Here is a 20,600-nt window from a genome sequence, read left to right as displayed (position 1 = left end):
GAAAGCGAAAGCAAAACACGGTGTATATCAGTGATAAACACCGTCGGGTTGAATACCGCCTGTCGTGTGTGTACCTGAAGAAGGTGCGGGCACGGCGAAGAATGTGCCGGCTTTTGAGTTGGGGAGTGTATTCGAAGTTATGAAAAATAAAAACTTGCATATGGAGGATGAATAGAAAAAAGAGAGAAAGCATGTAAGGAAATATTGAAATGACGAAGAATACGCCTACAGTAAAAATTATAGTAGCAACACATAAAAAATATGAAATGCCTCAAGATGCAATGTATCTTCCACTGCATGTTGGCGCAGAGGGAAAAACAGATCAGAATGGAAATCCGCTGGATTTAGGGTATCAAAAAGATAATACAGGAGAAAACATTTCAAACAAAAACGCTGCGTATTGTGAGCTTACAGGCTTATATTGGGCATGGAAAAATCTTGACACGGATTATACAGGATTGGCACATTATAGACGCCATTTTGGAAAGAAAACCAAGGCACCATTTGAAGGTGTTCTTACGTATAATGAGCTGCGCCCAATGTTGGAAAAATATAAAATTTTTGTACCTAAAAAAAGAAAGTATTATATAGAAACCTTATATTCCCATTATGAACATACACATTATGCATCTCAATTAGATATCACCAGAGAGATAATCGCTGAAAAATATCCCGACTATCTGAAAAGTTATGATGAAGTTGTAAAACACACTTACGGATATATGTTCAATATGATGATCATGCAAAAACGATATCTGAATGATTATTGTGAATGGTTATTTGATATTCTCTTCGAGTTAGAAAAACGCATCGATCCACAGGAATTATCAGCATTTCAGGGGCGATTTTATGGAAGAGTAAGCGAGATAATATTTAATGTGTGGCTTGATGGTGAGATTAAACTAGGGAAAATTAAGAAAAATGAGATTAAAGAGTTGCCTTACCAGCATATGGAAAAGATTAATTGGTGGAAAAAGAGTACAGCGTTTTTAAAAGCTAAGTTTGTTGGAAAAAGATATGAGGGGAGCTTTTAAATAAGAGGATTATGAATGAAAAAATATTAATTTCATATATTATTCCAGCATATAATGCGGCTGATACATTAGAAAGAGCTGTGGAAAGTATTACACATACTTGTAACATGGAGAAATATGAAATATTGATTGTTGAAAATGGATCAACTGATTACACCAATAGTGTTGCATTAAAATTAATTCAAAAATATGGAGAAAATATTAAACTAATTCATTCGGAAAAAGGAGTGTCAAGAGCTAGAAATGAAGGATTGAAAAACGCCAGAGGAGAATGGATTGTCTTTGTCGATGCAGATGATTATATAGTATCTAAAAGCAAAAAATATATTTACGAAGATATATTAAATGCTAAAGCGGATTTGTATGTATATAGTTACGAGATTGGTAATAGAGCAAATTATATAAACAATAAAGAAGAGAAAACATATTATTTTAATGACTCTGCAGAAAAAATGAAGTTGGAAATGATCGCAAATCCAACAAAATTCATGCAGGTTTGGGGAAAGATTTTTAGGAAAAGCATTATTTATGAAAATAGAATTAGCTTTAATACAAAAATGCAGCTTTCAGAGGATAGTGATTTTACATTACATTATTTAATGCATTGTTCCAGAATTAGCATAAGTGATACGATATTTTACCATTATTCTATAGACAATGAGTCTACGATGAGGAGTAACGCAGATAAAAAAGTGCTTCAATATATTGAAGCTATGAATATAACGAGTAAGTATATTGAAAAACAACATGAAAATGTACAATTGGCATTTAATGATTATATTTTAATGCATTTAAATATAGCCTGTGTTAGAGGTATATTTTGCGTTAATAATAAAGAAAATTATGTAAAAAAAATAGAGCATATAAAAAAAATTATAAATACACCTGTATTCAAAGATGCGATAAAAAAGTTCCATATAAAGAATAATTTTTCAGCGAGAACATTGCCTGTTTTTTTTATGAAATATAAATTGGTTCATATTGCAAGTATCATATATATTGTGCGGGCATATCAAAATTATATTTACGAAAAAAGTAGAAATTAAAATAGTCAAACATTAAATTGTGAGGAAACCTATGTATAAAATATTAGTTTTTGGTATGACAGAAAATCCAGGTGGGGTAGAGAGTGTTATTATGAATTACTATCATTACATGGATAAGAATATCTTTCATTTTGATTTTTTATGTAATTCATATAATAAAATCGCTTTCGAAGATGAAATTATTTCCAATGGCTCACAAACATTTCATTTTCCTGCGAGAAGTAAAAATTATAAAAAATACAAAAAAGAATTAAAAAATTTTTTTGAAAATAATGCTTCTAAGTATGATGCAATATGGGTGAATGTGTGTAGTCTTGCCAATATTGATTATCTGAAAATGGCAAAAAAATATGGGGTAAAAAGAAGAATTATACATAGCCATAATTCTCAAAATATGGATAGCAGGTTAAGAGGAATTTTACATCAATATAATAAAAAAAGAATTGCTCATTACGCAACGGATTTTTGGAGCTGTTCAAAAGAAGCTTCGGAATGGTTTTATGATTCTTCAATAATAAAAAAATCTATTATTATCAGTAATGCAATAGACGTAGAAAAATATTGTTTTGATGATGTGAAGCGAAAAAAATTGCGGCGAGATTTGAAGTGGGAAGAAAATTATATCATAGGAAATATAGGAAGGTTGCATTTCCAAAAAAATCAAATGTTTATTTTAGACATATTTGAAAAACTTATAAAAAAAGAACCAAAAGTAAGATTGATTTTAATAGGTGATGGAGAAGACAGGACAAAGCTTGAAAAAGAGATTGATAAAAAGAAACTAAATAAGTATGTATATATGGCCGGAATTCAGAAAGACATATGTGGATGGTTGAGTACATTCGATCTGTTTTTATTTCCATCTAAATTTGAAGGACTCAGTATGGCTGCGATGGAAGCGCAGGCAAATGGAGTACCTATGTTAGCATCTGACAGCGTAATTCCTAAAGAAGTTAAAATTAATCCATCATTTATATTTTGGAATTTGGAAAATTCAGCGGAGTCCTGGGCTGAAGAAATATTAAACATTAAAGCAAATATAAACCGAGTTTCCATAAATGAGATAGTGGAAAATTTTACAATGCGAGGATATGAAATTCATACCGAAGCAAAAAAATTAGAAAAATTATTGTTGGATGGTGTGGTGAACAAATGAGAAAAATGAGTTTGGAGGAAATAAAAGAAACAGAATTAAATATTCTGGTAGATTTTGATAAGCTATGTAAAGAAAATAATCTGTATTATACATTATGCGGTGGAACATTGCTGGGAGCAATTCGCCATAAAGGATTTATTCCATGGGATGATGACATTGATGTGTTGATGCCAAGACCAGATTATGATCGATTATTAGAAAAAAAAGATATTGATTTTTCAAGTTTGCCAAATCATTTAAAAATTTGTTCGTGGAAAGATGGAACTTTGAAATTTCCGTTTATAAAATTGGTTGATAAAAGAACAAAAATATCCACAGAATTTTATGATGATGATTTGAATGTAAATGGTATATGGATAGATGTTTTTCCTATTGATGGAAATCCAAATGATTCAAAAGAAACTGATAAAATATATAAAAAATCTTTGAAATTACGTAAACTTATTTTTTTAAAAATAGCTAAAATCGGAAAAGGGAAAAATCTTTTTAAAAGGATTGCAAAGCCTGTTGTGATAAAATGTTTATCTGTTATAAGTAGTGAGAAGATTTGTGAAAAAATAGATGAATTAGCAAAAACCTATAAATTTGAAGATTCAGAATTTATTGGAGGAATTCTGTGGGGATATGGTCCGCAGGAAAAAATACATAAAAAAGGCTATATGAAACCTATATCTGTAGAATTTGAAAAATATTTTTTCAATGCACCATCTAATTATGATGAGTATTTAACAGGATTGTATAAAGATTATATGGAATTACCACCTGAAAGCCAAAGAATTTGTCATGAAATGACGGTATTTTGTACGGAGGAGTAAATATATGAATATTGCAGTGATTTTTGCTGGTGGCATAGGAAGTCGAATGCATAGCAAGGAGTTACCTAAACAGTTTTTAATGTTGAGAGGAAAACCAGTTATAATTCATACATTGGAACAATTTGAGAATCATGATGAGATAGATGCAATAGTAATTTCATGCATTGAAGACAGAATTCAATATTTGAACGAATTGTTAGAAAAATATAATATAAGAAAGGTGAAGAAAATTGTTCCTGGAGGAAAAACCGGACAGCTTTCAATTTATAATGGACTTTGTGCAGCTGAATCAGTGGTAGATAAAGAAGAGAAAAATATTGTATTGATTCATGATGGAGTCAGACCTTTGATTAATTCGAAATTAATAACCGATAATATAAGATCTGTAAAGGAAAACGGGTCTGCCATAACTTGTGTAAAAGCAAAAGAAACAATTCTTCTTGTAGAGAATGAAGATAATGCAGAAATTAATACAATTCCAGATAGGAATTGCGTTCGATTGGCGGAGGCCCCTCAGAGCTTCTTTTTGAATGATATTATGGAAGTTGAACGGAGAGCAATTAATGAAGGATTAACAAATGCTATTGATTCCTGCTCTTTGATGAAAAAGTATGGAAAAAAGATTTATTTGATCGAAGGTCCAACTGAAAATATAAAAATTACGACACCAGATGATTTTTATATTATGAGAGCTATTTTAGATGCAAAAGAAAATGCGCAGATTTATGGAATTGAGGAATAGAATGGGAGTATTAGAAAAAGATTTTGAATATGTTTCGAATAGTAATATAAGTTTTGATAGATTCAAAAATAAAGTGATTCTTATTACCGGTGCAACTGGTTTGGTGGGATCATTATTAGTGAAAAATTTTGCGTACTGCAATAAAAAGTATGGTTTGGATTTAAAGATTATAGCAATAATTCGAAACACGGATAAAGCAAAGAGCGTATTTGGAGAATTGTACGACGAAAAAAATATTACGTATATATCATGTGATTTGGAAAAGAATTCTTTAAATATAGCTGAAAAAGTTGATTATATTGTTCATTGCGCGGCAGTAACCGCATCAAAGGACATGATTAAATATCCTGTGGATTGCCTCAAACTTGCAGCGAATAGTACATTGAATTTATTGGAACTGGCAAGAACAAAATCAGTAATAAATATGGTGTTTATTTCTTCAATGGAAGTATATGGAATATTAAACACTCAGGATCATAAAATTACAGAAAATCAACTGGGATATGTGAATTTGGCGTCAGTGAGAAGTTGTTATCCAGAAGGAAAAAGATATTGTGAATGCTTATGTAATGCATATGCAGCCCAGTATAATGTTAATGTAGTTACGGCAAGATTGGCGCAAACTTTTGGAGCTGGAATTTTAAAAACAGAAAACAGAGTGTTTGCACAATTTGCAAAAAGCATTTTATATGGAGAAGATGTTGTTTTGCATACAAAAGGTCTTTCAGAAGGGAACTATGTATATTCGGCGGATGCTATAATAGGAATAATGATATTGCTACTCAAAGGTGTTAAGGGAGATTCTTATAATATTTCAAATGAGGACTGTCATACTACAATAGCGAAGATGGCTGAAATGTTAATTGATGAATTTGGAAATGGAAAACAAAAGGTCGTTTATGATATCTCCCCAAATTTGAATGAGAACGGATATGCGCCAGATGTGAAAATGCATTTAAGTGCCGAAAAAATGCAGAAATTGGGATGGAATGCCAATATTGATTTGAAAATGTCGTATGCAAAATTGCTGGATTATATGAAACAGGAAGTTTTTTAATGAAATAGAATGGAGAGAATAAGCACGATGGATTATTATGTGAAAGAGATACAAATCGGTGATGGAGTAAAAAAAACAGCGGGCATCAAGGCTAGAGATGATTTGTATTCTATCATGCAGAGCTTAAATATGAATGAAATAGAAATTCCATCACAAGAAAACAAAAGAAATTCTAAAAGTATTATAGGAAAAATGAAAGAACATTTTTCTATATTGTCAATTTGGAAGAACAAATTTAAAAGAATAAAAGCAGGAGATAGAGTTTTTATACAGTTCCCCATTATTGAACATTCACTTTTTTTTGCAGATTTAATTAAAAGTTTTTGTAAAAGAAATATAGAAATAGTTTTAATTATACATGACTTGGAAATTCTTCGTTCTGCCAAAAGGAGTGATCTGGGAAAGAAAAAAAGATTACGTATATATTTAGAAGAAAAAAGAGTTTTAAAAAATTGCTCCAAAATAGTAGCACACAATACAAAAATGAAAGAATATCTTATCAAATGTGGAATAGATGCTTCTAAAATAGCAGTTTTAGAAATCTTTGATTATTTAATTCCAGAGTACGATCTGGAAAAAAAAGAAGTAGATGTATTAGATAAAAATGAACCAATTATTATTGCAGGGGCACTTAGAAAACATAAGGCCTATTATGCATATCAATTGCCTGAAAATCAAAAGTTTAATTTGTACGGTGTAGGGTACACTGGAAATACTAACAAAGACATAAAATATTATGGAGCATTTCCGCCGGAGCAACTTCCATATGTAATGCAAGGGGCATGGGGATTAGTATGGGATGGTACATCTTCGAATACATGTGAAGGAGTGTTTGGCGAGTATTTAAGAATTAATAATCCACATAAAACATCTTTATATCTTGCATCTGGAATTCCGATAATAATATGGAAAAATGCTGCATTAGCGGAGTTTGTAAAAGAAAATAATTGCGGATTGATGGTTGAGTCGTTATATGAAATTAAAAATGTTGTTGATAAAATATCTCAAGATGAGTATGCTACAATGAAAAAGAATGCGGAAGAGGTTGGAGAAAAATTACGTTCAGGATTTTATACAAAAAAAATAATGAAAGAATGTTGAATCTGAATGATAAGATAGAAAGTATGCATGTAGATGATACGTATCAATAAAAAGGAATTATAATGAAAAAAAATCAATCTTTAAAAGTTAATTTTGTTATGAATGCATTTTTGACAATGTCTTCTTTTATTTTTCCATTAATTACATTTCCTTATGTGTCACGTGTTCTTTTGCCAATAGGAACGGGAAAAGTTTCATTTGCGACATCAATTATTAACTATTTTTCGATGTTTGCACAATTAGGTATTCCAACATATGGTATTAGAGCTTGCGCGCAAGTGAGAGATAACCGTGAAGAATTATCGAGAGTAGTGCAGGAATTATTAATTATCAATCTAATTATGAATGTAATTTCGTATGCGGCGCTTTTTGTATCAATATTTACAATACAGAAATTGACATTAGAAAAAGAGCTGTATATTCTTTTGAGCTTTACGATTATACTTACATCTATAGGTATGGAATGGTTGTATAAAGCACTTGAACAATATACTTACATTACAGTGAGATCGGTAATTTTTAAATTTGTAGCATTAATAGCTATGTTTTTGCTGGTACATGAACAAAAGGATTATGTGATTTATGGAGGAATAACAATATTTGCCTCTTCAGCGTCAAATATATTGAATTTTATTAATGCACATAAATATATAAATTTGAGATTTGTTGGAAAATATAATTTAAAACGTCATATAAAACCTATATTGATTTTTTTTGCAATGTCCTGCGCCACAACAATTTATACTAATCTGGATACTGTGATGTTAGGTTTTATGTCATCAGATACTGACGTTGGATATTATAATGCTGCCATTAAAATAAAAGTGATACTTGTAAGTATTGTAACATCTTTAGGAACAGTTCTATTGCCAAGAGCGTCTTATTATATCCAGAAAGGTGAAATAAAACAATTTTATAGAATTACAAAAAAATCATTAAATTTTGTAATGGTTATAGCTATTCCAATGACAATTTATTTTATTTACTTTGCAAGACAAGGAATTATATTTTTGTCAGGAAATGCTTATGAAGGTGCAGTTATGCCTATGAAATTGATTATGCCAACACTGGTTTTGATAGGAATAACAAATATATTGGGAATACAAATGTTAGTTCCTATGGGAAGAGAAAAAAGTGTATTATATTCTGAAATCGCAGGAGCCGTAGTAGATGTTATTATCAATGCAATTTTGATTCCTAAATATGCGTCGGTAGGAGCTGCAATAGGGACATTGGTAGCCGAAGCAGTAGTTTTGATAGTTCAATTTTATGCATTGAAAGAGAAAGTAAAAGATGCTTTTATACAGATTCCATATTTGAAAATTATATGTGCTGCTTTGATTGGAAGTGGTGCTGCATTATGGGTGAAAAATTTGAAATGGGGAAGCATTGGAACACTAATATTATCAGCAATTTTATTTTTTGGTACATATGGATGCACTTTACTTGTACTAAAAGAAAAAATAGCTGTAGAAATATTTGAATTGTTATTGAATAAAATGAGGATAAGTAAGCAGAAATAAGATTCAGTAAAAGTCCATTTATTACAATAATATTCATTGATAAAATACAATGTATAATGGTAAAGAGATCATTTAATTGTAAGGAAGGAATCAATTAAAATGAAAATAAAAACAAAAATGAAGGTACAAAAAATACCAACGAGTCAGTTGATTTTTTTTGTAGCATATACTTTATATTTGATCTTTGCATTGTTAAGTACGTCGTTTTATTATAAATATTTTGAAGGCAGAGTATACATTGCGCTAAAAGTATTATGTCTATATTTGATTTTTATAAGTGAAATTATAAAATGTCAAAAGAATATTAAGGCATTTTGGGGATTAGCTATATGTAGTATGATGTGTGGAGTTGTAATATATAACACCAGTTTATTTAATGATATTGTATTGTTGATTGCTTTTGTATATTGCGGACGGGATATTGCATTTGAGAAAATAGCCAAATTAACAGAATATGTTTCATCAGTAATGTTAATAGCTATTATTTTGAGCGCTTATGTTGGAATAATACAAAATTATACAGAATTATTTGATGGAAGATATAGGGAATATTTAGGCTTTAGATATGCATTGTATCCAGCTGCTATTATATTTAATATCACAGCATTGATTCTTTATAAAAAAAGAAAGAAATTAAAAATTCATGACATATTGATTTTATTGCTTTCAAATAGTTTTATATTTTACAAAACAAATTCAAGATTATCTTTCTATATGTCCGTAGTAATGATCTTATGTATGTTTTTGTTTCAGATTTTTCCATCTATTTTGGAAAAATCTAAAATACTTCATGTTGGAATGACATTATCGTTTGTTATTTCATGTGTCGGGTCTATTATGATGACCGTAAAATTTAGTGATAGTATTAATTGGATGTATACTATTAATGATTTTTTAAATAATCGTTTGAAATTTGGAAAAAGATCATTAATATTATATGGAGTGTCCTTTTGGGGAAAACACAACATGGAATGGATCGGAAATGGTCTTGATTCAGCAGGAAATAAAAGTACGAAGACATATTTATGGGTAGATAATTTTTATATATCAATCATGCAAAGATTTGGAATCATTGTGATGATTATAGTAGTACTATTGCTTACTTATACTCTCATTAAATGTCTAAAAAATAAAAATTATTATTTGATGTTCATGCTTACATTTATAGCTGGACATTGTATTGTAGACGATTTGTTTTTATATTTGCATTATAATACATTTTGGTTTTTGATTGGTTCAGTATTAATGGAAAGAAATAAATATTCAAAAAGTAGAAAATCATACATCAAATATCAAAATAATAGAATTTCTTCCAATTTTAACAAAAATTTCGGAAAAGCTGTTTAATATTTTATAATACTTCAATTATATGATTAAAATATTATTTGTTTGGTGTGTTATGAAAAAAGGTAAGGAATATTGAAAGATGTCGAATAAGAATTTTACTGACAGAATTTGCAATCGTAATTCTTCAATAGAATTATTACGGATTATATCCATGATATTGATAGTATTTCATCATTTTGCTTTTCATGGTGGATTTAAATGGCAGACAAATTCAGTTACGATTTCTCATTTTTGGTATAATTTTATTTATGGTGGGGGGAAAATAGGCGTAAATATATTTGTATTAATTTCTGGATATTTTTTAATTGATCGGAAAACATCAGTATGCAGTTACATAAGAAGAATCTTAAAGTTTTGGGGACAGGTGTTTTTTTATTCGTTTGTAATTTTTTTTATATCTGTAATAGTAGATATTAAAAATTTTGAAATGCAGTCATTAATAAAAATGTGTTTTCCTATTACGTTTTCTGAATGGTGGTTTGCAAGTACATATTTTGTTTTATTGCTAATACATCCATTTTTAAATAAATTTTTAAATAATTTGAAAAAAAAATCGTATCAGGAATTATTAATTTTACTTATTGTATGCTGGTCCATAATTCCAACATTTACTAATTCGGAATATCAGGGGAATTCATTTTTATGGTTTATGACTTTATATGCAATTGCCGGATATGAGAAAAAATATAAATTCCAGACTGAATTTACATCAAAACATTATTTTAAATTATGTTTTTTATTTTCTTTATTAACATATTTATGTGGCATTGTATTCATAGTAATTGGTAAAAAATGGAATATATTTGCTACACATGAAACATATCTTTATGGACAAGAAAAACTACCTATGTTGCTAATATCTTTGACATTGTTTTTAGCGTTCACAAGGTGGAAAATGAATTATCGTAAATGGATAAATATAACTGCATCTGCAACATTTGGAGTGTACCTGATTCATGATAATAAAATTGTCAGATCTTTTTTGTGGATGAGCTTATTCAAAAATTACAGGTATCAGGATTCTATTATGATCATTCCTTATTCTATTGGAGTAGTTGCTATAGTTTATATTATATGTACAATGATTGATTTAGTAAGAAAGAATCAATTTGAGAAAAGGTATATGAGAATTATAGATAAATATAGTGTTTCATGGTTGAAGATATTTAGAGAAATTTACAATTTTTTTGAAAGGAAAATTTTTGGTTAAAAGAAAGGCTGTAGAGGTGAAAGAAAAATGAAATACAATTATTTAGTAGTAGGTTCCGGCTTATACGGAGCAATCTTCGCGCACGAAGCAAAAAAATCAGGAAAGACAGTTCTTGTAGTAGACAAGCGACCGAATATTGCTGGAAATGTTTACACAGAGAAAACAGAAGGTATTAACGTACATAAATATGGAGCACATATTTTCCATACTAACAACAAGAAAGTATGGAATTATATCACTCAGTTTGCAGAGTTCAACAGGTTTACAAACAGCCCGGTCGCTAATTATAAAGGGGAACTTTACAGTCTTCCTTTTAATATGTATACATTTAATAAAATGTGGGGTGTGGTAACACCGGAGGAAGCTGCAGCGAAGATTGAGGAGCAGAGAAAAGAAGCTGGAATTACAGAACCAAAGAATCTGGAAGAGCAGGCAATTTCACTGGTCGGACGTGACATTTATGAAAAGTTGATCAAGGGTTATACCGAGAAACAGTGGGGACGTGACTGTAAGGATCTTCCTTCGTTTATTATTAAACGTCTGCCGGTTCGTCTGACATTTGATAATAACTATTTTAATGCTTTGTATCAGGGTATCCCAGTTGGAGGTTACACGAAGATGGTAGCAAATCTTCTGGAAGGTATTGAGGTTCGTTTGAGTACAGATTATCTGGAAAACAAAGATGAATTAGATGCGATGGCTGAAAAAGTAGTTTACACAGGTCCGATCGATGCATATTTTGATTATAAGCTTGGTACACTGGAATATCGTTCCGTGCGTTTTGAAACAGAAACTCTGGATAAACCGAATTTCCAGGGAAATGCAGCTGTGAATTATACGGATCGGGAAACTCCATGGACGCGTATCATTGAGCATAAATGGTTTGAATTTGGTAAGGATGAGGAAGGTAACGATCTTCCTAAGACAGTGATTAGCCGAGAATTCAGTTCTGAGTGGAAGCCGGGGGATGAGCCGTATTATCCTGTTAACGATGAAAAGAATGGAGCTCTTTACGCAGAGTATAAAAAGCTGGCAGAAGCTGAGACAAATGTGATTTTTGGCGGACGTCTTGGTGAATATAAATATTATGACATGGATCAGGTTATTGCGGCTGTATTAGACCGCTGTGAAAAAGAATTACATTAAGATCAGGAAATGAGGGGAAATTAAATGCAAACAACATTACTTATCATGGCTGCTGGTATCGGTTCCCGTTTTGGCGGTGGTATCAAACAGCTGGAGCCGGTTGATGAACAGGGTCATATTATCATGGATTATTCGATTCATGATGCGATCGAAGCAGGCTTTAATAAAGTGGTTTTTATTATCCGCAGGGATATTGAAAAGGAGTTCAAGGATGTAATCGGAGACAGAATCGAGGCTGTCTGCAGAGAGCATTCTGTGACTGTTGATTATGCTTTTCAGGATATCAGAGATATTCCATGTGATTTTCCAGAGGGACGTACGAAGCCTTGGGGTACTGGACAGGCAGTTCTGGCTGCAAAGGATGTTTTGACAACGCCCTTTGTTGTGATCAATGCGGATGATTATTATGGAAAAGAAGGCTTTCGTGAGGTTCATGATTATCTTGTAAATGGCGGGCAGTCTTGTATGGCGGGTTTTGTGTTGAAGAATACGCTGTCTGATAATGGTGGTGTGACACGTGGTATCTGCAAAATGGATAAGCATAATAATTTGGCGGAGATTGTGGAGACTTCCAATATTGTGAAGAATGCAGAAGGTGCCGAGGCGGACGGCGTAAAGCTGGATACAGAGTCACTTGTTTCTATGAATATGTGGGGATTGGCACCGGAGTTTCTGGAAACGTTGGAAAGTGGTTTTCAAGATTTTTTTGAAAAAGTGGTCCCGGAGAATCTTATAAAGGCGGAATTTTTGATTCCCACATTTATTGGAGAACTTTTGACAGAAGGCAGGATATCCGTAAAGGTTCTTCGTACCAATGATACTTGGTATGGTATGACTTATAAAGAGGATGTTGCTGCAGTGAAGGATAGTTTCAGAGAAATGTTGGAAAAAGGAATTTACAGAGAAGAGCTTTTTGCTGATTTATAGGAGCTTTTTGTATAAAAGCGAGGCCGTCAGTAAATGGGGATAATGTTACTATTATTTTATATAGAAGGCATATAGAATCATTTGCAAATGGCCCCAATATATAAAGAAATAAAGGAACATTGTGATGAATATATCGGTGATGAATTCGAAGGATAATTGGAATATATTTAGCAAAAATCGTAATGCAATTTATGGTGTGGCGATAATTTCAATTATGATATTTCATTTTTTTGAAGATATAGCAAATTCAAATTTGTCCGGAGGGGGATTGGGATTTTTAGGCAAGTTGTATAACACATTCATTGGTAGTGTTGGAGTTGAGTTCTTTGTTTTTCTGTCCGGTGTTGGATTATATTTTTCGATGTCAAAAGATTCCAATATTTTGCATTTTTTTCAGAAGAGAATAAAGAGAATTTTGCCAGCTTATCTTATGGTTGCTATTCCATATTGGATTGTGGTTGATCTTATTATCATGCAAAAAGGTGTCAAGATGTTTGCATTTGATTTTGGCTTTGCTACATTTTTTACACAAGGGACAAGAACCTTTTGGTATGTGTTATTTATTGTTTTTGCATATTTAATTTATCCATTTATTTATAAGAAAAGTGGTCAGATTGGGGGCAACTGTTAATTCTTCTGATTATGGCTTTAGTTATTCAATTTTTACCGAGAATTGTAGCTCCTGTATTGAATTTAAATATAGAAATTCTATTGGGAAGATTTCTTGTTTTTTTCATAGGGTGTTGGTGTGGAAAAAAAGTTTACCAGAATGCTTGTATTAATAATATAGATAAAATGGGAATTTTCTTTGGAGTACTGATAATGCTGTGCGACTTTTTACCGGTAACCAAAATAGTTGTGTCAAAACTAGGATTTAGGATTTTGATGTGTTTTTGGGGGATTTTTTTGCTGTATTGTATTGCTGTAAGTATGCGAAAGATGCCTAAAAGAATTGTAAAGATATTGGAGCAGTTTGGAAAAATGTCTTATGAATTATATTTGACTCATGTTGCAATTAGAGCACTTATGAATGTTATAGGGATAAAGACATTTTATTTTCAAAATTATGTTTTTTGTATTTTGATAAGTTTGTTTTTGACATACACAATTGTAAAATTACAAAAAAAGCTGATTTAGGGTAATAGATAACAATCGGTTTCAGCCTTAATCAGAAGAATAGCAAAATGCTCAGATCCCCCACAAAGGATCTGAGCATTTCCAATACAAGCTATTTCTTCTGTAATTTCAGCACGTCCTCAAGAGAAAGGCCTGAAAATCTGGAGATGTCTTCAGGGGAGAATCTTGGATCCTGAAGCATACGCTGTGCTGTCAGCATAGCTTGTTCCTGAAGGCCTTCTGTGCGGCCTTCTGTACGGCCTTCCGCAAGTCCGGCAGTACGGCCTTCTGCGAGTCCGGCAGTACGACCTTCTGCCAATCCGGCCTGACGGCCTTCGGCACGTGCATCATCGCACATTTCCTGAACAGCCTGACACATATTAACCCTCCCTTCTGTTTCTGTGAAACGTAAGTTGATACCAGTTATGGAGTCGATGACCCGGGCTGCTTTGAGCTCGAGTGACCGGAAGCCGGGACGCTGTGAGGTAAGCTCCTGAAGCTTCCGTTTATCTTTGGAATATTTGATGAAGAGCATGACTTCTTTGAGATTGCTCTGGAGTTTGTCAAGTTCTTCATCCTTTATCTCGGCAGGTGAGAAGAGATTGATCCGGTAATCCGGGACCATGGAAAGAATTTCGGGGTCCTGGACAGAGAGCATTTCGTGGAGGCTTCTAGGAGCGTTCCAGGTGTCGGAACCGAAGTACACGACCGTGGTTATGACTGGGATGAGCCGGTCATCCTTGTAGAAGCCGGTGAGATATTCTCCGGATGTAGAAGGCCATTGCTTTGCTTCTCTGTGGGATCTGGCGGAATTTTCTACCTGCCCTGCGTATTCTAATGCATCATAGACCATGTTTTTGACCGGCATTGCGTAGTGTGTTTCCGATTGATTTTCAATCCCCAGGAGAAGATAAATCCTTGAATCATCGTGCATAACATTAAGAGATTTGAATTCGTCCCGGAATTTCTGGACAGGAACTTCTGAAGTGCCGGATCCGTAGGGGACAGCGAGAGCTGTGGTATCCAGTGGATGAAGAGTGTCAGGGTCTATGATGTTTTTTCCTTTGTACAGCATATGGTTGAACACATCCGCAAAAACGCGGTTGTCAGCCATGTAATCTTTGGTGATGGTATCCTTTGTACCCATAGGTTTCACCACCTTCGATCTGTTTATGTGATCAGAGTAGTTTATTATCTGATCCAGTTACAGGGTATCATACATTTTGGCGTTTGAGAAGCGGATATCTGATATTTTATCATTTTTGCAGCTTGCGGAGATCTGTTTGATAACATTCTTACATAAGATTTACCGGGATTTTACAGTGGCTTCTTGCCAGCTACCCTTTTCCGGTGTTAAAATAACAGCATCAATGAAAGAACAGGGAGAATGAAATCAATGTACGATTATCTTATCGTAGGTGCCGGTCTTTACGGTGCGGTTTTTGCACAGGAGGCGAAGCGTGCCGGGAAGTCAGTGCTTGTGATCGACAAGCGTCCGCATATTGCGGGAAATGTATATACAGAGAAGGTGGAAGGAATCAACGTGCATAAATACGGTGCACATATTTTCCATACCAATAATAAGAAGGTCTGGGATTATATCACCCGGTTTGCCACCTTCAATCGTTTTACCAACAGTCCGGTTGCCAATTATCACGGGGAGCTGTACAGTCTTCCGTTTAATATGTATACCTTTAACCGGATGTGGGGCGTGGTGACTCCGGAGGAGGCTGCGGCAAAGATCGAGGAGCAGCGGCAGGCTGCAGGGATCACGGAACCTTCGAATCTGGAGGAACAGGCTATCAGTCTTGTAGGTACGGATATTTATGAGAAGCTGATCAAGGGCTATACGGAGAAGCAGTGGGGACGTCCATGTACGGAGCTTCCTGCTTTTATCATCAAGAGGCTTCCGGTGCGTCTGACCTTTGACAATAACTATTTCAATGCGTTGTACCAGGGAATCCCGGTGGGTGGTTATACGAAGATGGTTGCCAATCTGCTGGACGGTATCGAGGTACGGCTGAATGAGGATTATCTGGAGAAAAAAGAGCAGTACGATGCAATGGCGGAGAAAGTGATCTACACAGGTGCCATCGACGCATATTTTGACTATAAGCTGGGAACTCTGGAGTATCGTTCTGTGCGTTTTGAGAATGAAACACTGGATAAACCTAATTTCCAGGGAAATGCAGCAGTGAATTATACGGATGTGGAGACTCCATGGACCCGTATCATCGAGCATAAATGGTTTGAGTTCGGAAAGGATGAGGAGGGGAATGATCTTCCGAAAACGGTGATCAGCCGGGAATACAGTTCCGAGTGGAAGCCTGGAGATGAGCCGTATTATCCGGTCAATGATGAGAAGAACGGAGCGCTTTACGGACAGTATAAGGAGCTTGCAGAGAAGGAACCGAAGGTGATCTTCGGCGGCCGTCTTGGCGAATATAAATATTATGACATGGATGCGGTGATCGCTTCTGCGCTGGATATGTGTGAGCGGGAGCTTGCATAAAAAAGATACTGGATATAACTAATGATAAGATCCTCTTATATTTCGGAGCCAAGGCAAAAGAGAAATATAAGGGGATTTTATGCATAGAATGGCAGTGAGATTTTTTGAGGGAGGAAAGAGCAATGAGAAGATGCAAAGGTGTGCTTCTGGCAGGAATGCTGATGCTGAGTATGAGTGTTCCGGTGTATGCGGACAAGTCGGCTGTGGTGAAGGTGGAAGCTCCGGCAGATACCACAGATTATTATATGACGGTGGATTCCGGTGGAGTTGGTGTGGATATCTATCCGTCCACCGACGGAAAAGGTGAAAAGCTCAATGATAAGACGGTAAGGGATGGTACTGTCCTGCATATCGAAGGGGAGACAGAGAAGAATGGTGAGACCTGGGGATATACAGAGTATAATGGCAGATACGGTTATGTGCCGCTGGAGGAGCTGCGGCCCTCAAAGGATGCGGAGCTGGCGAAGGCCGGAATCGCAGGGGGCACAGAGAAAGAGACTTCTGCAGTGAATCAGGGAGACGCATCCGATACGCAGGATTCCGCAGCCGGCGAGACTCAGGGGGAAGCAGCAGGGACGGACAATACAGGCAGTTCTCAGGCTCAGAGAGGCGAGGTCCAGGGACCGCCTGCAGCGGATGGAACAACAGAAGGTGGGGGATCTGTGGATGAAGCTGTTACCAAGCCGGTCAATGGCACAGCTGCGACATCTTTTAAAGAAGAAAATTCCTGGTATAAAAGTCCGTTTATCTGGATCGGGATCGCAACAGTACTTGCAGTAATCGGAATTCTGGGTTATCATTTGAAGAAACGTTAACAGATAAACCAGATCAATATAAGAAAAGTGGAGAATTTTGTGAAGAGATTACAGCTTGTCAGGAAGAAATTACTGCCGCTTCTTCTGTGTGTGGCAGTTGCGGGCAGCCAGGTTCCGGTCATGGCAGCCGATGTGGAAGGCTTCAGTGATTCTGCGGAAGGCTTCAATGAAGAATGGTCTGAAGATACACAGACGCAGTCGGCGGAAGCAGAGGATACGACGGAGACCGCAGAAGGGAATACCACAGAGAACACCGGTATCCCGGATGAACAGACCGAGGATATTGCAGAGGCAGCCGACGGGGATACCGAGGATATAGCCTTGCAGAGCTCCGAGGAGGATACAGAGACTCCCGAAACATCAGAAGGATTGTATTCTGATTCCCAGGAGGAGGATTCCCAGGAGGATACCTTTGGTGACGGTGAGGAGAGCTTCGGGGATGCCTCAGACAGTGGTGAGTCCGGCATCGAATATATCAAGGGCCGTCCGCTTACGGAGGAAGAGGAGCAGGAACAGCTGGCACCCTTTGATAATCTGACCTCTTATTCCACCGCCGTGGAGATCGGAAATGATGTGGATGAGGTACCGATGGGAAGAGCTGCGGCCTATCCGTCCTATTATAATGCAGCGGATCAGGGATATGTCACTTCCGTAAAGAATCAGGAGCCCTACGGTATGTGCTGGGCATTTGGAATGGCCTCTCTTCTGGAAACTTCGTTTCTGACCCAGGGCCTTGGGACTTATGATCTGTCGGAAGAGCATCTGGCGTATTTTTTTGCAAACAGAAAGAATGACCCGCTTGGAAATACCTACGGGGATGTCAATAAGCATATGGGGACAGATGATAAAGGAAACGCAGATTATCATGAGGGCGGAAATGATCTTCTGGCTTCCATGTTTCTGAGCACCTGGTCCGGAATGACAACAGAAGGGGATGTGCCTCTGGCAACAGATTCCACGCATACACAGAAAACCGGTGTGACTCCGGCGGCATCCAAGGCGTACAATGCAGCTGCTTATCTGAAAAATGCCTATTTTTCCGATTATTCCGTAAATGCCATGAAGAAGCTTCTGGTTGCAAATAATTCGGTCACTGTGATGTATAATGCACAGAATGCCTATTACAATGCAAGTACAGCGGCCTATTCCTATCCTACCAGCACCAAGAACGTGAATCATGTAGTTACAGTGGTGGGTTGGGATGACAATTATTCTGCAAAGAATTTCCGGGCATCTTCCAAGGTAAAGGGAGACGGAGCCTGGATCGTTAAGAACAGCTGGGGCACAGGCTGGGGAAAATCCGGATATTTTTATATGTCTTATGAGGATAAGTCTGTCAGTGAGCTGGTTGCGGCTACGGCTGTCAATACACCGAAATATAGCAACAATTATTTTTATGACGGAACGTCGGGCCTTGGTTCTATCCGCATGTATGCAGGGGAACAGCTGTCCACGGTTTTTCGTGCCAGTGCAGGAAATGGAAAAGCGGAATCGCTTGGCGAGGTGACGCTTAGCTCCATGTCTGCCAATAATTCCTATACTGTGCAGGTGTACACAAATCTGAAGGATGCCAGTGATCCTACCAGTGGAACACCGGCGTATTCCACACCGGTTTTCTGCAGTCAGCCGATGGCTGGGGTTATGACCTTTCAGATCCCGGAGGTCCTGCTCAGCCAGAACAGTCTGTATTCTATTGTGGTGACAAATGCAGGAAGCACATATATAAAATACTGTGTGGAGGCAGAGGTCAGTTATGGCTGGTGCAGCTTTTCTCCGTCTATCGTATCCGGTCAGAGCTTTCTGCGATATAATGCGGAGGATACCTGGATGGATGCAGTTGAATTTAATCCATCGGTAACGCCGAGGATCAAGGTGCATACCAGGACTCTGAGCAGTGCGGCGAGGATGCAGCTTTCTTCGTCTGAGATAAGTCTGTATTCCGGAGATCAGAAAACACTGAATGCTTCGGCTACCAGATCCGAGATGGATGCTTCCGGCATTGTCTGGGAAAGCTCAGATACCAGTGTGGCTGCTGTAAATGGCAGCGGCGTTGTTACTGCAAAAAATCCGGGAACAGCAACCATAACCTGCTACGGAAAAAATGCCAGGGGAATCCGAGCTACCTGTAAGGTTACGGTGAAGCTTCGTCAGACCACAGGTGTAAAACTGGTTTCCAAGGCATTTAACAGGATACGGATTTCCTGGAAAGCAGTTCCCGGCTGCAATCGTTATGCTATCTATCGCTGGGATGAAAGCGGAAATTCAAAAAAAATGGCAACCGTGGCAGCAGATGTAGTGACCTGGCAGGATACTGCAGTGAAAACAGGAAGCACTTATACGTATCGAATCCGGGCTTCTTATGTACGTTCCGGAAAGAAGACTGTTTATGGAGCCGCATCTTCGCCGTTCTCAGCAAAAGCGGAGCTGGGGAAGGCCCGTGCAGTGGCTGAAGCTGTCAGCGGACCATGTAACAGGGTATCCTGGAAGAAGGTTTCCGGAGCCAGTGGCTATCATATCTACCGGAAGCTCCAGGGGAAAAGCTGGGTTCGGATCGGAACCGTGAACAACAAAGTATTGTCCTGGCAGGACACGAAGATTGAGGGAATCACCTCCTACGCTTATGCTGTGAGGCCATATAAGAATGTAGACGGGAAAAAAGTTTTCGGAGGATATCAGGCAAGCAGCTATATCCTGTCCTATCCGGAACTTCAGAAGATATCCAGTGTCAGGAAGACCTCCAGGGGGCTGAAGATCTGCTGGAAAGCGCAGAAGAAAGCAGATTGCTATCAGATCTACCGTAAGACCGGAAAGGGTTCATGGAAAAAGATCAGTACAGTTTCCGGAGGCAGCCGTTCCTCCTTTGAGGATAAGACCGCAAAGAAGGGAACAACGTATTACTATGCGGTGCGTGCAGGGATAAAAACCTCCGGTGGAAAAGTACTCTGCGGAGGATACGCTGCAAAAGCAGCAAAGAGATAAAAGTGTTAAAATATAAAACGCCCGGATCTGGCTTGAAACATTCCAGATCCGGGCGTTTTATGTTTTGGTTGAAT

Annotated in this window: 17 protein-coding genes; 16 read left to right on the top strand and 1 reads right to left on the bottom strand. The window is 36.4% G+C overall.

Going from position 1 to position 20,600, the window contains the following annotated elements:
* Nucleotides 1-209 precede the first annotated feature (209 nt).
* From BN3261_RS09210 to BN3261_RS09150, 13 genes are all read left to right on the top strand, one after another.
* A complete protein-coding gene (locus BN3261_RS09210) occupies nt 210-1,034 on the top strand; it encodes a DUF4422 domain-containing protein (RefSeq protein ID WP_059086096.1) in 825 nt (274 codons plus the stop codon).
* A gap of 11 nt (nt 1,035-1,045) precedes the next feature.
* Nucleotides 1,046-2,080: a glycosyltransferase family 2 protein gene (locus BN3261_RS09205; RefSeq protein WP_059086095.1), complete on the top strand. Its 1,035-nt coding sequence runs from the start codon at nt 1,046-1,048 to the stop codon at nt 2,078-2,080.
* 31 nt (nt 2,081-2,111) lie between these two features.
* The gene (locus BN3261_RS09200; RefSeq protein WP_059086094.1) at nt 2,112-3,236 is read left to right on the top strand and encodes a glycosyltransferase family 1 protein; all 1,125 of its coding nucleotides are present in this window, start codon (nt 2,112-2,114) and stop codon (nt 3,234-3,236) included.
* On the top strand, nt 3,233-4,051 hold the full coding sequence (locus BN3261_RS09195) for a LicD family protein (RefSeq protein ID WP_059086093.1): 819 nt from the start codon (nt 3,233-3,235) through the stop codon (nt 4,049-4,051). Before BN3261_RS09200 ends, BN3261_RS09195 begins: the two co-directional genes overlap by 4 nt.
* Nucleotides 4,052-4,055: 4 nt before the next feature.
* The gene (locus BN3261_RS09190; protein ID WP_059086092.1) at nt 4,056-4,793 is read left to right on the top strand and encodes an IspD/TarI family cytidylyltransferase; all 738 of its coding nucleotides are present in this window, start codon (nt 4,056-4,058) and stop codon (nt 4,791-4,793) included.
* Nucleotide 4,794: 1 nt separating this feature from the next.
* The gene (locus BN3261_RS09185; RefSeq protein WP_059086091.1) at nt 4,795-5,850 is read left to right on the top strand and encodes an NAD-dependent epimerase/dehydratase family protein; all 1,056 of its coding nucleotides are present in this window, start codon (nt 4,795-4,797) and stop codon (nt 5,848-5,850) included.
* A gap of 27 nt (nt 5,851-5,877) precedes the next feature.
* A complete protein-coding gene (locus BN3261_RS09180; protein ID WP_059086090.1) occupies nt 5,878-6,951 on the top strand; it encodes a glycosyltransferase in 1,074 nt (357 codons plus the stop codon).
* 62 nt (nt 6,952-7,013) lie between these two features.
* Nucleotides 7,014-8,474 (top strand): flippase, encoded by a 1,461-nt coding sequence (locus tag BN3261_RS09175; RefSeq protein ID WP_059086089.1) that lies wholly within the window; start codon nt 7,014-7,016, stop codon nt 8,472-8,474.
* Nucleotides 8,475-8,573: 99 nt separating this feature from the next.
* Nucleotides 8,574-9,821, top strand: coding sequence for a hypothetical protein (locus tag BN3261_RS09170; RefSeq protein WP_059086088.1), 1,248 nt, complete (start codon nt 8,574-8,576; stop codon nt 9,819-9,821).
* A gap of 79 nt (nt 9,822-9,900) precedes the next feature.
* The gene (locus BN3261_RS09165; RefSeq protein ID WP_059086087.1) at nt 9,901-11,031 is read left to right on the top strand and encodes an acyltransferase; all 1,131 of its coding nucleotides are present in this window, start codon (nt 9,901-9,903) and stop codon (nt 11,029-11,031) included.
* Between the two features lie 27 nt (nt 11,032-11,058).
* Nucleotides 11,059-12,177 (top strand): UDP-galactopyranose mutase, encoded by a 1,119-nt coding sequence (gene glf / locus BN3261_RS09160; protein WP_059086086.1) that lies wholly within the window; start codon nt 11,059-11,061, stop codon nt 12,175-12,177.
* Nucleotides 12,178-12,201: 24 nt separating this feature from the next.
* Complete coding sequence (locus BN3261_RS09155) at nt 12,202-13,104, top strand: sugar phosphate nucleotidyltransferase (protein WP_059086085.1); 903 nt, start codon at nt 12,202-12,204, stop codon at nt 13,102-13,104.
* Nucleotides 13,105-13,228: 124 nt separating this feature from the next.
* The gene (locus BN3261_RS09150) at nt 13,229-13,735 is read left to right on the top strand and encodes an acyltransferase family protein (RefSeq protein WP_059086084.1); all 507 of its coding nucleotides are present in this window, start codon (nt 13,229-13,231) and stop codon (nt 13,733-13,735) included.
* A gap of 597 nt (nt 13,736-14,332) precedes the next feature.
* Here BN3261_RS09150 and BN3261_RS09140 read toward each other — a convergent pair.
* The gene (locus tag BN3261_RS09140) at nt 14,333-15,367 is read right to left on the bottom strand and encodes an Rpn family recombination-promoting nuclease/putative transposase (RefSeq protein ID WP_059086082.1); all 1,035 of its coding nucleotides are present in this window, start codon (nt 15,365-15,367) and stop codon (nt 14,333-14,335) included.
* A gap of 249 nt (nt 15,368-15,616) precedes the next feature.
* On the opposite strand from BN3261_RS09140, the gene glf (BN3261_RS09135) reads away from it, so the two are divergent.
* The 3 genes from glf (BN3261_RS09135) (at nt 15,617) to BN3261_RS09125 (ending at nt 20,526) form a co-directional block, all read left to right on the top strand.
* Entirely contained in the window at nt 15,617-16,732 is a 1,116-nt protein-coding gene (glf, locus tag BN3261_RS09135; RefSeq protein ID WP_059086081.1) for a UDP-galactopyranose mutase, read from the top strand.
* 122 nt (nt 16,733-16,854) lie between these two features.
* Nucleotides 16,855-17,547, top strand: a complete 693-nt coding sequence (locus BN3261_RS09130) for a hypothetical protein (RefSeq protein WP_059086080.1) — start codon at nt 16,855-16,857, stop codon at nt 17,545-17,547.
* 39 nt (nt 17,548-17,586) lie between these two features.
* Entirely contained in the window at nt 17,587-20,526 is a 2,940-nt protein-coding gene (locus BN3261_RS09125) for a C1 family peptidase (protein WP_059086079.1), read from the top strand.
* Nucleotides 20,527-20,600 lie beyond the last annotated feature (74 nt).

Origin of the sequence: Blautia massiliensis (ex Durand et al. 2017) (assembly GCF_001487165.1) — a bacterium.
Lineage (GTDB): Bacteria > Bacillota > Clostridia > Lachnospirales > Lachnospiraceae > Blautia_A > Blautia_A fusiformis.
Note: the sequence above shows the minus strand (reverse complement) of the source record. Positions and strands in the feature narration are given on the sequence as shown.